Consider the following 13,572-nt stretch of genomic DNA (forward strand, 5'->3'; position numbering starts at 1 on the left):
TTCGTGGAGTAAAACCGTGAAAGCCATCGCCTCTCTTTCCGCCTTTGTCGGAAAGACCTTTGCCCTCTGGGTCATTCTTTTCGCCGTGCTCGGCTTCGTCCTTCCCGATACGTTCAAGCAACTGACGCCCTATATCGTCACCCTGCTTGGAATCATCATGTTCGGCATGGGCCTGACGCTGTCGCTGGATGACTTCAAGGAAGTCGCCAGGCGCCCGGTGGATGTCGGCATCGGCGTGGCCGCGCAGTTCCTTATCATGCCGATCGTCGCCGTGATCCTGACCATGATCATCCCCATGTCGCCGGAAGTCGCCGCGGGCGTCATCCTCGTCGGCTGCTGCCCGGGCGGCACGTCCAGCAATGTCATGACCTATCTGTCGAAGGGTGATGTCGCGCTCAGCGTCGCCTGCACCAGCGTGACGACGCTGGCGGCGCCGATCGTCACGCCTTTCCTCGTCTGGCTCTTCGCCAGCCAGTTCCTGCCGGTGGATGCCATGGCCATGTTCATCAGCATCGTGAAGGTCATTCTCCTGCCGCTCGCGCTCGGCTTCCTGCTGCAGAAGCTGCTGCCCGGCATGGTAAAGGCGGCGGTTCCGGCCCTGCCGCTCGTCAGCGTCGTCGGCATCGTGCTCATCGTCGCTGCCGTCGTCGGCGCCAGCAAGGCGGCAATCGCCTCGTCGGGCCTGATGATCTTCGCCGTCGTCGTGCTGCACAACGGGATCGGCTATTTGCTCGGCTACCTAGCCGCGCGCGCGTCCGGGCTTTCGGTCGCCAAGCGCAAGGCGATCGCCATCGAGGTCGGCATGCAGAACAGCGGCCTTGGCGCAGCGCTTGCCAACGCGCATTTTTCGCCGGTCGCCGCCGTTCCGAGCGCCATCTTCAGCGTCTGGCACAATATTTCCGGCGCGCTGATCGCGAACTACTTTTCGCAGGTACCGAACGACGAGGATGCCGGCCGGCTCGAGACGCAGGCGCGCTGATCGCCGAGGGAGAGAGGGCGTCCCTGACCAACCGCTGATGGAACAATTCGCTGCCTCGGCCATTTCCCGGTCAACACAACGGTTTGGGAAAGGAAACTTCGATGGCTCGGGCTTTGATCCTCTGGTTGATGGGCGTTCCGCTTTTCGTCGTGCTCCTGCTCTGGTACTTCTTCTTCTGAGCGCACGACACAGGAAAAAGGGGCCGTAGCGGCCCCTTTTTTGTTCTCGAAGCTGACGCAGTCCCTCATCCACCTGCCGGCACCTTCTCCCCGCAAGCGGGAAGAAGGGATATGCCGCGCCGCCATGGATGTCCGGGAAACCCTTGCCTCCCTTTCCTTCTCCCCGCTTGCGGGGAGAAGGTCGCGGCAGCGGGATGAGGGGTCTTGCGCTAAACCCTATTCGTCGAGATCCGCCAGGATTTCCGCCGCCCGGCCGACACTGGTGTGGCGCACGTCCACGTCCTGACGGCGGCTCGCGAAGAGTTCTGTCGCCATGATCTTTTCGGCCAGATCGGCCGGCAGGGAGAGCAGCACGCGCTGGTCGTCCTTGTGGATGCCGCCGAGTTCCGAGCGGCGTCCGGTGATCATGCCGCCGGCCACCGTGTTGTTGGTGTCGGGGTCGATCAGGATGAAGGCACCGGTCGTGCGGTTCTGCTCGTAGGTGTCGAAGATCGCCTGTTCGTCGAAGGTGAGATGCACCTTGCCGATGGCGTTCATGCCAAGCTTTTCGGCCGAACTCCACTTCGAGGTTTTGAGGTCGAGCTGGCTTATCGGATCGACGCTGACGCGCTGGCGGCGCGAGCCGCTCTTCAGCCAGTAACGCTTGCCGGGTTCGATGCCCTCGGGCTGGAGCGCGACGAGCTGCGCGTCAAAACCGCGGCCGGTCATCGGCTGGCTGTCGATGGCGACGATCATGTCGCCGCGCGAAACGTCCACCTGGCGGTCGAGCACCAGCGTGATGGCATCGCCCGCGACGGCGGCGTTGCGCACGAGGTCGAAGGTGACGATCTTGGTGACGTTCGCCACCATGCCGGAGGGCAGGATGACCACGCTGTCGCCCGGCTTCACCGAGCCGCCGGCAACCGTGCCCTGATAGCCACGAAAGCTTTCGCCGGGGCGGGAGACGCGCTGCACCGGCAGGCGGAAGCCGACCGTCTGGTTCGAGCGGGTGGTGGCCTTCTCCAGCGTCTCGACCAGCGTCGGGCCGTCATACCAGGGCATGGCGGCGCTGCCGTCATAGACGACGTTCTCGCCCTTCAGCGCCGACATCGGAATGGCGGTGATCTGCTTGACACCGAGCGTCAGCGCGAATTCCTTGAAATCGTGCGTGATCTGCTCGAAACGGGCGCGCTCGTAGTTGGTCAGGTCGATCTTGTTGACGGCGAGCACGAACTGCCGGATGCCCATCAGCGAGGCGATGGTCGCGTGGCGGCGCGTCTGTTCGAGGATGCCGGCACGGGCGTCGACCAGCAGAACGGCAAGGTCGGCCGTCGAAGCGCCGGTCGCCATGTTGCGGGTATATTGCTCGTGGCCGGGCGTGTCGGCGACGATGAACGAGCGGCGGTCCGTCGAGAAGTAGCGATAGGCGACGTCGATGGTGATGCCCTGTTCGCGCTCGGCCTGGAGGCCGTCGAGCAGCAGGGCGAAATCGGGCAGGCCGAGGTCGTTCTGCTTGCCGGAACTATCACGCTCCAGCGTCGCGGCCTGGTCTTCCTTGACGGCCTTGGTGTCCCAGAGCAGGCGGCCGATCAGCGTCGACTTGCCGTCGTCGACCGAGCCGCAGGTGATGAGGCGAAGCGGGCGGGAATCGCGGATCGCCCGAACCTGATCAATGGCCGGCTCTTCTACGGGGAGAAGCACTTCGGCGGTTGCAGTGGCGGAAACGGTCATCTCAGAAATACCCTTCGCGTTTCTTCTTTTCCATGGAGCCGGACTGGTCGCGGTCGATCGCGCGGCCCTGACGTTCGGAGACGGTGGCGGTCTCCAGTTCAGTGATGATGTCGTCGAGCGTCGTGGCTTGCGAGCGGATCGCCCCGGTCAGCGGGAAGCAGCCGAGCGTGCGGAAGCGGATGACGCCTTCCTGCTTGACTTCGCCGGGCAAGAGTTCGAGGCGCGGATCCTCGGCGAGGATCATCATGCCGTCGCGCTCCACGTAAGGCCGCTTCTCCGCGAAATAGAGCGGTACGATCGGGATGTCTTCGGCCTGGATGTAGCGCCAGATGTCGACCTCGGTCCAGTTGGACAGCGGGAAGGCGCGCACGCTTTCGCCCTGGCGGATCATGCCGTTATAGACGTTCCACAGTTCCGGGCGCTGGTTGCGCGGATCCCAGCGATGGTCCGGCGTGCGGAAGGAGTAGATGCGCTCCTTGGCGCGCGAGGCTTCCTCGTCGCGCCGCGCGCCGCCGAAGGCCGCGTCGAACTTGCCGGCGTCGAGCGCATGGCGCAGCGCCTCGGTCTTCATGATGTCCGTATAGAGCGCGGAACCATGGGTGAAGGGCGTGACGTTCTCAGCCGCGCCGCGCGGATTGACGTGCTCGATCAGGTCGAGGTCGTAGTCCTTCACGATCTTGTCGCGGAAGGTGATCATCTCGGCGAATTTCCAGCCCGTGTTGACGTGCAGCAGCGGGAAGGGCACGCGGCCGGGATAGAAGGCCTTGCGCGCCAGATGCAGGAGAACCGAGGAATCCTTGCCGATCGAGTAGAGCATCACCGGCCTTTCGAACTCGGCGGCGACTTCGCGGAAGATGTGGATCGCTTCGTTTTCCAGCGCCTTCAGATGCGGATCGAGCGGGGGCTTGGGCGTTGCGTTGTGCTTCGCTTCCGCTTCGTGACGGGTATCGGACATGAAAGGGGTAACTCCGGATAACTGTGCCTGTCGAGGCGAATGGTTTTTTAAAGGGCGCTCGATTCGAGGGAGGGGAGTGCCGATTCGGGAACGTGCAGGCCGCATTCGCGCTTTTCGTCGTTTTCCCACCACCAGCGGCCGGCCCGTTCGGGTTCGCCCGGCTTGATGGCGCGCGTACAGGGCTCGCAGCCGATCGAGGGATAACCGCGCTTGTGCATCGGGTTCACCGGAACGGCATTGTCGGCCACATAGGCGTTAATGCGCTCGATATCCCAATCCGCCAGCGGGTTGATCTTGATCAGGCCCCGTTCCGCGTCGAACTCCGCGAACGGCGTGTCGGCACGGTTGCCGGACTGGCCGCGGCGAAGGCCGGTGATCCAGAAGGATGCCCCTTCGAGTGCGCGCGCAAGCGGCTTCAGCTTGCGCACGCCACAACAGGCGTGGCGGGCTTCGACGCTCTCGTAGAAGCCGTTGAGGCCGTATTGCGCGGCATAGGCGTCGATATCCTCCTTACGGGGATGATAGCGCGTGATGGTGATGCCGTACTGGTCCTCGGTCTCGCCGATGAGATCGACGGTCTCCTTGAAGAGCCGGCCGGTCTCCAGCGTCGAAACGTCGATCGGCAGGCGTCCGGTGCCGATGGCGGCGGTGATCACCTGGTCCTCGATGCCGAGGCTGGTGGTGAACACGGCGCGCCCGCCCAGCCCGGCCACCAGCGCAAGACGGCCGGCAAGGTCGAGTTCGGCGAGTTTGTCATTCAGGGCCTGCGCGGTCCCGTTTCCGGTAAGAGCAGTCATTCGTTCGGTGCCTTTATGAGAAGTTGCCGGATTATCGCAGCCTTGTCCCCGGCGAGACAGCAAAACGGATTTCTGAAACACCGGCGCGGGAGCAAATATCTCTCCATCTCGCGCCACGGGCAGAAATCCTGCCGCCTTGGATCGACGCCGAGAGGGGCTTTAAAAAACTTGACATAAAAAATCAGATTTAATAGCTGAGTATCAAATTCAGGTATTATGCGCGCGTGCGCCCGACAGGAAGGAACGAGCAAATGGCGATCAAGATTTCGGTCAAGGATGCGAACAAGGATGGCAAGGGCATCAATTTCGGCTCTTACCTCACCAACTTCGACAAGACCTACCTCCGCGATGGCTACGGCTCCTTCAACAGCACGGACCCGATGGCCATGAGCGGCACGCAATACGCCAGCACCAATGCCAAGGACTATGGCGTCGTGCTCACCTCCGGCAAGGCGAAGTGGGACTACGATCTGGCGACCCACAAGATCTCCGGCTCGCTGAACGCAATCACCTTCGGCAACAAGGTCGAGCTCGTCGGTTCCCGCTTCAAGTCGGTCTCCGATATCGAGATCACCGGCCTCAACGTGACGGACAAGACCCTCAGCGGCAAGATTCTGAGCGACATCATGGGCGGCAAGAACACCGATGGCGGCGCGACGACCAGCCTCGAAAAGATCCTCAAGGCAAATGCCATCGAGTTCTCCGGCAGCACCGGCAGCGATACCTTCACCGGTTTCGGCAAGGCCGACAAGATCTCCGGCAACAACGGCAACGACACGCTGAAAGGCGGCGGCGGCAACGACACGATTTCCGGCGGCTCGGGCAATGACAAGCTCTATGGCGATTCCGGCAACGACAAGCTTTCGGGCGGGACCGGCAACGACACGCTCGACGGCGGTACGGGCAATGACAGGCTGACCGGCGGCTCCGGCAACGATGTCTTCATCTTCAAGAAGGGCCAGGGCAACGACACGATCACCGACTTCCAGGCCGGCAGCGCCAAGGGTGACGTGATCCGCCTCGACAAGTCGGTCCTGTCGAACTTCAACGACGTGCTTTCGCACGCCACCGAAAAGTCAGGCGATCTCGTCATCGAATACGGCAAGAACAGCATCAAGCTCGAAGGCATCGACAAGGCAGACCTTCACGCCAACGATTTCTTCTTCTTCTGAGCCTCCGGTCGGAAGCGGACAGGAAGGGCCGGGCGATTGCCCGGCCTTTTCATTTGGGTAAGGCCGTTCAACTATCCTTGAACAGCCTTACCCGGTGAGGCGTGTATCCTGTCTGTCGGGGCAGAACCGACAGAGGAAAATGCCATGCAAGCTGCAACAACCAGAATGGTCGTCCTTGCCGCTGCCGCGTCGATGACCACTTTCGCCGCCTTCGCCCATCACGGCTGGGGTTGGGCCGAAGAGGCGCAGAGCGACCTCACCGGCACGATCCGCACCGTGTCGATCGCACCGCCGCACCCCTCGCTGGACGTCGAAACGGCCTCGGACGGGGTGTGGAAGATCGAACTCGGCAATCCACGCCAGACGCAGCGGTCCGGCTTTGCCCAAGACTCGGCAAAGCCCGGCGACACGATCGTCGTCCTGGGCAACCGTTCGCTCGACCAGACGGAAAAGCGCATGAAGGCCGTGCGCATCACCGTTGCCGGAAAAGTCTTTGACATCTATCCCGAGCGCATTCAAACGAACTGACGAGGCGGACATGGAGGCGCTCGCCTGGCTCTCGACGACGCCGGTCGCCGCCGCGCTGAAGACGTCCGGCACGTTCTATCTCCTCGTTAACGCCGCCCACATCCTGGCGATCGGCCTTGTCGTCGGCGCCATCCTGCCGCTCGATCTGCGCCTCATCGGCGTCTTGCGGACACCGCCGGTCGCGACCATCGGGCCGCTGTTGTCACGCACAGCAGGGATCGGCGTTGCCGCGGCGGTCGCGACCGGCCTTTGTCTCTTCTCCGTGCGTCCGCAGGAATACGCCGAAAACCCCGCCTTCCTCGCCAAGGTCGCGCTCATCGCCCTCGGCGTCCTCAATGCGGTTGTTCTGCACGCCCGCGGCGCGTGGCGCGGGGTGATCGAGACGGACAGCGTGCCGCCTCTCGTGCGCGCGCAGGCGCTGTTGTCGCTGGCCGTCTGGATCGGTGCGGTGTTGGCAGGGCGCTGGATCGCCTTCATCTGATTGTGCGCTCGGGGTCAGGCGTCAGGGTGCCCCAGCGCTCATCCCAAAGATCCTCCTCGTCGACGACGACCAGCTCGCGCGGTGCCGGCGCGCCGGCGATCACCTGCTCTGCGCCGGCGAGCGCCTCTTCGACGGGAATGGGGATCGTGTCGCGGCCCTGCGCCGGGTCGGTGAGGAAAGCGCAGGGACCGCCAAGGCCCTCGATGAGCGTGACGACGAGGTCGGTCTCCTTGCGGATATGACGATGCGAAACCTTTTTGTAGATTGCCACAGGGTCCCCCTTTGAGGCGATTGCCCGCCTCAACCCCTTGCAACCATTAAGGTTCCGAACTTTTTACCGGTCGCTCACCGCCGCGCGCGGGTTCTTCCACGGCTCCTGGTTGGAGCGGGCGAGCGGTTGCCTGCCAAGGATGTGGTCGGCCGCCTTCTCGCCGGTCATGATCGACGGCGCGTTGAGGTTGCCGTAGGTGACATGCGGGAAGATCGAACTGTCCGCGACGCGAAGACCCTCGACGCCGATGACGCGCGTTTCCGGATCGACCACCGCCATCGGGTCGCTCGCCGCGCCCATGCGGCAGGTGCCGCAGGGGTGATAGGCGCTCTCCAGATGCTCGCGCAGGAAGGCGTCGATCTCCGCGTCCGTCTCGACCTTCGCGCCCGGCTGGATTTCCGGCCCGCGGAACTCGTCGAACGCCTGCTGGCCAAAAATTTCGCGGGTGAGGCGCACGCAGTGGCGGAACTTGATCCAGTCTTCCTCGTGGCTCATGTAGTTGAAGCGGATGACCGGATCGGCCATCGGATCTGACGAGCGCAGCGTCACGCTGCCCCGCGACTTCGACAGGTTGTAGCCGACATGGGCCTGGAAGCCGTGGCTCTTGGCCGCCGCCTTGCCGTCGTAGGAAATCGCGACGGGCAGGAAATGGTACTGGATATCCGGCTGCTTCAGGCCCGGCGCGGAGCGCAGGAAGGCGCAGGCCTCGAACTGGTTGGACGCGCCAAGGCCCCCCTTGGAGAGAAGCCACTGCGCCCCCGCCACCCCCTGCCAGAACCAGGGCAGCCAAGAATAGAGCGAGACCGGCTTGGTCGAGACCTGCTGGAAGTAGAATTCCATATGGTCCTGCAGGTTGGCGCCGACGCCCGGCCGGTCGACCTTGACCTCGATCCCCATGTCCTTGAGGTGCTGGCCGGGGCCGATGCCCGACAGCATCAGCAGTTTTGGCGAATTGAACGAGGAGGCGGAGACGACCACCTCGCGGTTCGCCTTCACGACTTCGATCTTGCCGTTCCGCTCGATCTCGACGCCGACGGCCCTGCCGTTCTCGATGACGATCTTTCGGGCAAAGCAGCGGACCAGCGAGACGTTCGGCCGCTTCATGGCGGGGCGGAGATACGCATTCGCCGCCGACCAGCGACGGCCGTCATGGATCGTCTGCTCCATCAGGCCGAAACCTTCCTGCTTGGAGCCGTTATAGTCCTCCGTCAGCTCGAAGCCCGCCTGGCTGCCGGCCTGGATGAAGGCATGGAAGAGCGGGTTCGTCACCGGCCCGCGCCGCACATGCAGCGGCCCGTCGGTGCCGCGCCAGCCGGCCTCGCCGCCGCTGGAGGTCTCCATGCGCTTGTAATAGGGCAGCACGTCCGCATAGGCCCAGCCCTGCGCGCCCAGCGCCTCCCAGCGGTTGAAGTCTTCCGCATGGCCGCGCACATAGACAAGGCCGTTGATCGACGACGAGCCGCCGATCACTTTGCCGCGCGGCGCGGTGATCCGGCGGTTGTTGAGGTGCGGCTCGGGCTCGGAAAGGTAGCCCCAGTTATAACGCTTCATGCTCATCGGCCAGGCAAGCGCTGCCGGCATCTGGATGAACGGCCCGATATCCGAGCCGCCATATTCCAGCACCATGACCGTATGCTTGCCGTCCTCCGAGAGCCGGTAGGCGATCGCCGAGCCGGCGGAGCCGGAGCCGATGATGATATAGTCTGCGTTCTGCATGGTGAACTTCGCTTTCCCCTAAAATGCCCCTCATCCGGCTGCCGCCACCTTCTCCCCGCAGGCGGGGAGAAGGGATGTGCCGCGCCGTTTTCCGTTCTCTGGACGTGCGTAAGGCACGTTCCCTCTCCCCGCTTGCGGGGAGAGGGCTAGGGTGAGGGGCAACCCCTCAATACGGCGCCTCGACCTTGCCCATCGACACGTACACCGTCTTCAGCTCGGAATAGTGCTCCAGCGCCGCCAGCGAGTTCTCGCGGCCGAAGCCGGATTGTTTGGAGCCGCCGAAGGGGATTTCCACGGGGGCGAGGTTGTAGGTGTTGATCCAGAGCGTGCCGGCTTCGAGCTGGTCGACGACGCGGTGGGCGCGGGTGATATCCGTCGTGAAGACGCCGCCGGAGAGACCGAATTCCGTGGCGTTGCCGCGCGCGATCACCTCGTCCTCGCTGTCGAAATCGAGCACGCACATGACGGGGCCGAAGATTTCCTCGCGGGCGATGGTCATCTCGTCGGTGACGTCGGCGAAAACGGTCGGCTGGATATAGGTGCCTTCGCCCGACACGTCGTTCGGAATGCCGCCGCCGGTCAGCAGCGTCGCGCCTTCGGCCTTGCCTTTTTCGATATAGTCCAGAACCTTGTCGCGCTGGGCTTTCGAGACCATCGGGCCGAGCTGCGTCGCCTCGTCCATGGGGTCGCCGATCAGGATCTTTTCCGTGCGCTCTTTCAAGCGGGACAGGAACCTGTCCTTGATGCCCTTCTGCACGAAGACGCGGGTGCCGTTCGAGCAGACCTGCCCGGTCGAATAGAAATTGCCGAGCATCGCGCCGCCGATGGCGCTTTCGAGGTCGGCATCGTCGAAGACGATGAGCGGCGACTTGCCGCCGAGTTCCATCGTGACGTGCTTGAGGTCGGAGGCCGCCGCGCCCGCCACCTTCTTGCCCGTCGGCACGGAGCCAGTCAGCGAGACCTTGGCGACGTCAGGATGGTTGACGAGCAGCGGGCCGGTCGAGCGGTCGCCCTGGATGACGTTGTAGAGCCCCTTCGGCAGGCCGGCCTCGATGAGGATTTCTGCGATCTTCAGAGCGCCGAGCGGCGTGTTTTCCGAAGGCTTGAAGACCATGGCATTGCCGCAGACGAGGGCCGGCGCGCCCTTCCAGCAGGCGATCTGCTGCGGATAGTTCCAGGCGCCGATGCCGACGCACACGCCGAGCGGCACGCGCTTGGTGAAGGCGAAATCCTGGCCGAGCGGGATATAGTCACCGTTGAGGCCGGCGGCCGCGATGCCGCCGAAGAATTCGAAGGCGTCGGCGCCCGAAGTCGGATCGGCGATGATCGTCTCCTGGATCGGCTTGCCCGTGTCGAGCGTTTCGAGTTCGGAAAGCGCGCGGTTGCGTTCGCGCATGATCTCGGCGGCCCGCTTCAGGATGCGGCCGCGCGCGGTCGGGCTCATCGCAGCCCATTCCTTCTGCGCGCGCTTGGCGGACGCGATCGCCTTTTCGACGATGGCCGGCGTTGCGGCGTGGAGGCGGGCGATCACCTCGCCGGTGGCGGGGTAGATGCTGTCGAAGGGCGTGCCGGCGGTGTCTTCCACATAGTCGCCGTCGATGAAGTGCGAGGCTTTCGGTTGGGCTTTCATCTCATTCTCCCCGCGGGTAGCGTTTGGATTCCTCGAGATTGTCGAGGTTCATGTGGTTGCGCATGTAACGTTCGGATGCCTTCTGCAGCGGCTGGTGGTCCCAGGGATAATAGGCCCCGTTCCTCAGCGCTTCGTAGACCACCCAGCGCCGCGCCTGGCTTTCGCGCACGCTCGCGTCGAAGGCCTCCATGTCCCAGCGCGCTTCGCGCATCTGCCTAAAGGCGGCGAGCGTCGCCTTGATGACGGGATCGTCGGACGTCGCAAGGTTCGTCAGCTCCAGCGGATCGGTATCGAGATCGTAAAGCTGCTCCGGATCGAGTTCGCAGTGGATGTATTTCCACTTGCCCTCGCGGATGCCGACGACGGGTGCATAGGAGGCCTCGGCCGCATATTCCATCAGCACGGGCGTGGTCCGCTCGGCGCCGTTGATGACCGGCAAGAGGCTCTCGCCGTCCGTCCAGGGCATGACCTCTTCCATGGAAATGCCGGCGAGGTCGCAGAGCGTCGGCGTGACATCGAGGTTCGACGTCGGCGCAAGGTGCAGGCCGGGCGCAACACCCGGGCCTGCAATCATCAGCGGCACGCGGGCCGAACCCTCGAAAAAGTTCATCTTGAACCACAGGCCGCGCTCGCCGAGCATGTCGCCGTGATCCGAGCAGAAGAGGATCAGCGTTTTTTCCAGCATGCGCGTGCGCGTCAGCGTATCGACGAGTTCGCCGACCTTTTCGTCGAGATAGGAGATGTTGGCGAAATAGGCCTGGCGCGAGCGGCGCACGTCCTCGCCGCTGATGGCGAATTTGGCATAGTCGCAGGAATGCAGGATGCGGGCGGAATGCGGGTCCTGGCTCTCGAGCATGCCGACCTCGGGCAGAAGGTGCGCGCAGTCCTCGTAGAGATCCCAGAATTTTCTCCGCGCCACGTAAGGGTCGTGCGGATGGGTGAAGGAGACGGTGAGGCACCAGGGGCGGCGCGCGTCGTCGTCGTTTTCGCGGGAGAGATGATAGAGCTTCTGGTTGGCGAGGAAGGCGACCTCGTCGTCATACTCCATCTGGTTCGTGATCTCGGCAACACCGGCGCCCGTCACCGACCCCATATTGTGATACCACCAGTCGATGCGTTCGCCCGGCTTGCGGTAATCCGGCGTCCAGCCGAAATCGGCGGGGTAGATGTCCGTCGTCAGCCGCTCCTCGAAGCCGTGCAGCTGGTCCGGCCCGACGAAGTGCATTTTTCCCGACAGCGCCGTGTAGTAGCCGGCGCGGCGCAGGTGATGGGCGAAGGTCGGGATCGAGGAGATGTATTCGGCGGCGTTGTCATAGACCTGCGTGCGGCTCGGAAGCTGGCCGGCCATGAAGGAGGCGCGGGCCGGCGCGCAGAGCGGGGAAGAGGTGTAGTTGTTGCGGAACCGCGCCGAGCGCGCCGCGAGCGCCTTCATGTGCGGCGCATGCAGGAAATCCGCCGGCCCGTCCGGGAAGAACTTTCCGTTGAGCTGATCGACCATGATGATCAGGATGTTCGGCTTGCTGGCGGTCACGGGCGGATCCTTGAAGGGGAAGCGAGGTTTTGACAGTTCTATCGCTGCGCGGCGACGGAAGGCCGCCGCCCTGCGGCGGGCGGGGGCGATCCTGCGACAACCCCGGCCGCACCTGATGCCGCCAGCTGCGCCTGGACATAACTCTCCGTCAGCGCGATCGAGGATTCGATGCTGACCGGCGCGGATCTCAGGCCCTGCCGCAGGTAGAGCCCGTCGATCATTGCTGCCGCCCCGTCGGCGATCTCCCCCGCGGTCCCGGCCGGGCAGAGTTGCTTGAGGCTCGACAGGAGATTGGAGTTCAGCCGCCGTGCATAGACGACGAGGAGACGGCGCACCGCTTCCGAACGCTGGGCCTCGGTATAGAAGGCAAGCCAGGCGGCGACCGTTTCCGGCGCAAACTGGTGCGCCTGGAAGTTCACGCGGATGATCGCCGAGAGCCGTTCCCGTGGCGTTTCCGCCGCCCCGAGCGCCGCCACCGCATCGGCGCGCAGCTGGCGCAGCAGGCTGCGGATCGTCTCGATGACGAGCTGTTCCTTCGAGCCGAAATAGTGATGGGCAAGGGCGGGGGACACGCCGGCATGGCGGGCGATTTCCGACATGGTGACAGCCAGCGAGCCATGATCGCCGACCGCCCTCAGCGTCGCGTCCACCAGCGCCTTGCGGCGCACCGGCTCCATTCCAACTTTCGGCATGGCGTTTTCCTGATTTTCTGCAAGGGTATTTTTAATTGATCGATCAATCAATAAAAATCTTTGCGCTTCACGCTGCGTCAATTCGCTGTCGCGAAGAGGGAGCGTTCCGTGTTAGCCTGCCTTTGTTTTCATTCTTCTTTCGAGGTGCAACATGGTCCTCTCTCCCGGAATGAACCCCCTCTCGGACGTGCGCGCAAAATGGGGCTGGTTCGTCGCGCTCGGCGTCGTCCTGCTCGTCTTCGGCGGCATCGCCGCGGCCAATCTCTTCTGGGCGACGGTCGCCTCGGTCTATTATGTCGGCATGCTGATGATCGTCGGCGGCGCGGTGCATCTCGCCCATGCCTTCCAGGTCAAGGCCTGGCGGGAGACGATCGCCTGGGCGCTGAGTGCGCTGCTCTATCTTGCCGCCGGCGTGCTCGCCTTCGTCAATCCGGTGCTGACCTCGGCCGTGCTGACCCTGCTGATGGCGGCCGCGCTCCTTGTCGCGGGGCTGTTCCGCATCTTCGCGGCCCTGCGGGTCCGGCCGGAAAAGGGCTGGGGCTGGCTGCTTGCCGGCGGCATCGTCACGGCGCTCGCAGGCCTCGTCTTCCTCATCGGCTGGCCGGTCAACAGCCTCTGGCTGCTCGGCCTGTTCCTCGCCTTCGACCTTGCCATGCAGGGCTGGGCGCTGATCGCCTTCGGCCTGGCGCTGCGGAAGTAGCCACCCGTTCAGCCGCCCCGCCGGGTGCCGGTGGGGTGGCGTTTGACAGGCGGGACGGCAAGGCCTAGAAAAATCGCGTGGGATGGGGATGGAGCTCCCCGACAACCGCCGTTTGACCGGCTGATAGCTCCTGCCAAGACCGGCCAGCGATGGCCGTCGGCGGCGGGAGCATGTTCTGCGACCGCCCGAGGGCGGTTTTTTGTTGTCCGGATGTCGCATCAACGGACTGTG

13 protein-coding genes and 1 riboswitch are annotated in these 13,572 nt (G+C 64.0%); of the genes, 5 read left to right on the top strand and 8 right to left on the bottom strand.

Going from position 1 to position 13,572, the window contains the following annotated elements; genetic code table 11:
- Positions 1-16: 16 nt before the first annotated feature.
- A complete protein-coding gene (locus AKG11_RS07860; RefSeq protein WP_050743480.1) occupies positions 17-979 on the top strand; it encodes a bile acid:sodium symporter family protein in 963 nt (320 codons plus the stop codon).
- A gap of 395 nt (positions 980-1,374) precedes the next feature.
- Here the strand turns inward: AKG11_RS07860 and cysN are convergent, their stop codons facing one another.
- Genes cysN through AKG11_RS07875 form a run of 3 tightly spaced genes read right to left on the bottom strand, consistent with a single transcriptional unit; the run spans position 1,375 to position 4,620 of the window.
- On the bottom strand, positions 1,375-2,868 hold the full coding sequence (gene cysN, locus AKG11_RS07865; RefSeq protein WP_050743481.1) for a sulfate adenylyltransferase subunit CysN: 1,494 nt from the start codon (positions 2,866-2,868) through the stop codon (positions 1,375-1,377).
- A gap of 1 nt (position 2,869) precedes the next feature.
- Entirely contained in the window at positions 2,870-3,823 is a 954-nt protein-coding gene (gene cysD, locus AKG11_RS07870) for a sulfate adenylyltransferase subunit CysD (protein ID WP_023514418.1), read from the bottom strand.
- 47 nt (positions 3,824-3,870) lie between these two features.
- Positions 3,871-4,620, bottom strand: a complete 750-nt coding sequence (locus AKG11_RS07875) for a phosphoadenylyl-sulfate reductase (protein WP_050743482.1) — start codon at positions 4,618-4,620, stop codon at positions 3,871-3,873.
- Between the two features lie 251 nt (positions 4,621-4,871).
- Between AKG11_RS07875 and AKG11_RS35100 the strand changes: the two genes are divergently transcribed.
- From AKG11_RS35100 to AKG11_RS07890, 3 genes are all read left to right on the top strand, one after another.
- Positions 4,872-5,792 (top strand): calcium-binding protein, encoded by a 921-nt coding sequence (locus AKG11_RS35100; RefSeq protein ID WP_050743483.1) that lies wholly within the window; start codon positions 4,872-4,874, stop codon positions 5,790-5,792.
- Between the two features lie 165 nt (positions 5,793-5,957).
- A complete protein-coding gene (locus AKG11_RS07885) occupies positions 5,958-6,320 on the top strand; it encodes a DUF6152 family protein (protein ID WP_082342368.1) in 363 nt (120 codons plus the stop codon).
- A gap of 10 nt (positions 6,321-6,330) precedes the next feature.
- Positions 6,331-6,801, top strand: a complete 471-nt coding sequence (locus AKG11_RS07890; protein ID WP_050743485.1) for a DUF6644 family protein — start codon at positions 6,331-6,333, stop codon at positions 6,799-6,801.
- Here AKG11_RS07890 and AKG11_RS07895 read toward each other — a convergent pair.
- The 5 genes from AKG11_RS07895 to betI all read right to left on the bottom strand — a co-directional run bounded on the left by AKG11_RS07895 (position 6,794) and on the right by betI (position 12,641).
- Complete coding sequence (locus AKG11_RS07895; protein ID WP_023514423.1) at positions 6,794-7,072, bottom strand: hypothetical protein; 279 nt, start codon at positions 7,070-7,072, stop codon at positions 6,794-6,796. The genes AKG11_RS07890 and AKG11_RS07895 overlap by 8 nt on opposite strands.
- A 63-nt stretch (positions 7,073-7,135) precedes the next feature.
- Positions 7,136-8,788: a choline dehydrogenase gene (gene betA, locus AKG11_RS07900; RefSeq protein WP_050743486.1), complete on the bottom strand. Its 1,653-nt coding sequence runs from the start codon at positions 8,786-8,788 to the stop codon at positions 7,136-7,138.
- A gap of 166 nt (positions 8,789-8,954) precedes the next feature.
- Entirely contained in the window at positions 8,955-10,418 is a 1,464-nt protein-coding gene (gene betB, locus AKG11_RS07905) for a betaine-aldehyde dehydrogenase (protein WP_050743487.1), read from the bottom strand.
- A gap of 1 nt (position 10,419) precedes the next feature.
- Positions 10,420-11,949 (bottom strand): choline-sulfatase, encoded by a 1,530-nt coding sequence (betC, locus tag AKG11_RS07910; protein ID WP_050743488.1) that lies wholly within the window; start codon positions 11,947-11,949, stop codon positions 10,420-10,422.
- A 38-nt stretch (positions 11,950-11,987) separates the two neighbouring features.
- Positions 11,988-12,641 (bottom strand): transcriptional regulator BetI, encoded by a 654-nt coding sequence (gene betI / locus AKG11_RS07915; RefSeq protein ID WP_050743489.1) that lies wholly within the window; start codon positions 12,639-12,641, stop codon positions 11,988-11,990.
- 151 nt (positions 12,642-12,792) lie between these two features.
- On the opposite strand from betI, the gene AKG11_RS07920 reads away from it, so the two are divergent.
- Positions 12,793-13,341 carry an HdeD family acid-resistance protein gene (locus AKG11_RS07920; RefSeq protein ID WP_023514428.1) on the top strand — a complete coding sequence of 183 codons (549 nt, stop codon included), beginning with the start codon at positions 12,793-12,795 and terminating at the stop codon, positions 13,339-13,341.
- A 75-nt stretch (positions 13,342-13,416) separates the two neighbouring features.
- Positions 13,417-13,481, top strand: a riboswitch (Fluoride riboswitch).
- The last annotated feature ends 91 nt before the right edge of the window (positions 13,482-13,572 follow it).

Origin of the sequence: Shinella sp. SUS2, from assembly GCF_001262505.1 — a bacterium.
In the GTDB taxonomy this organism is placed as follows: Bacteria; Pseudomonadota; Alphaproteobacteria; order Rhizobiales; family Rhizobiaceae; genus Shinella.

Coding starts and splice junctions, on each gene's coding strand:
- AKG11_RS07885 (WP_082342368.1), top strand. CDS start 5,958: ATGGTCGTCCTTGCCGCTGCCGCGTCGATGACCACTTTCGCCGCCTTC.
- betA (WP_050743486.1), bottom strand. CDS start 8,788: ATGCAGAACGCAGACTATATCATCATCGGCTCCGGCTCCGCCGGCTCG.
- cysD (WP_023514418.1), bottom strand. CDS start 3,823: ATGTCCGATACCCGTCACGAAGCGGAAGCGAAGCACAACGCAACGCCC.
- betI (WP_050743489.1), bottom strand. CDS start 12,641: ATGCCGAAAGTTGGAATGGAGCCGGTGCGCCGCAAGGCGCTGGTGGAC.
- AKG11_RS35100 (WP_050743483.1), top strand. CDS start 4,872: ATGGCGATCAAGATTTCGGTCAAGGATGCGAACAAGGATGGCAAGGGC.
- cysN (WP_050743481.1), bottom strand. CDS start 2,868: ATGACCGTTTCCGCCACTGCAACCGCCGAAGTGCTTCTCCCCGTAGAA.
- betB (WP_050743487.1), bottom strand. CDS start 10,418: ATGAAAGCCCAACCGAAAGCCTCGCACTTCATCGACGGCGACTATGTG.
- AKG11_RS07875 (WP_050743482.1), bottom strand. CDS start 4,620: ATGACTGCTCTTACCGGAAACGGGACCGCGCAGGCCCTGAATGACAAA.
- AKG11_RS07920 (WP_023514428.1), top strand. CDS start 12,793: ATGGTCCTCTCTCCCGGAATGAACCCCCTCTCGGACGTGCGCGCAAAA.
- AKG11_RS07890 (WP_050743485.1), top strand. CDS start 6,331: ATGGAGGCGCTCGCCTGGCTCTCGACGACGCCGGTCGCCGCCGCGCTG.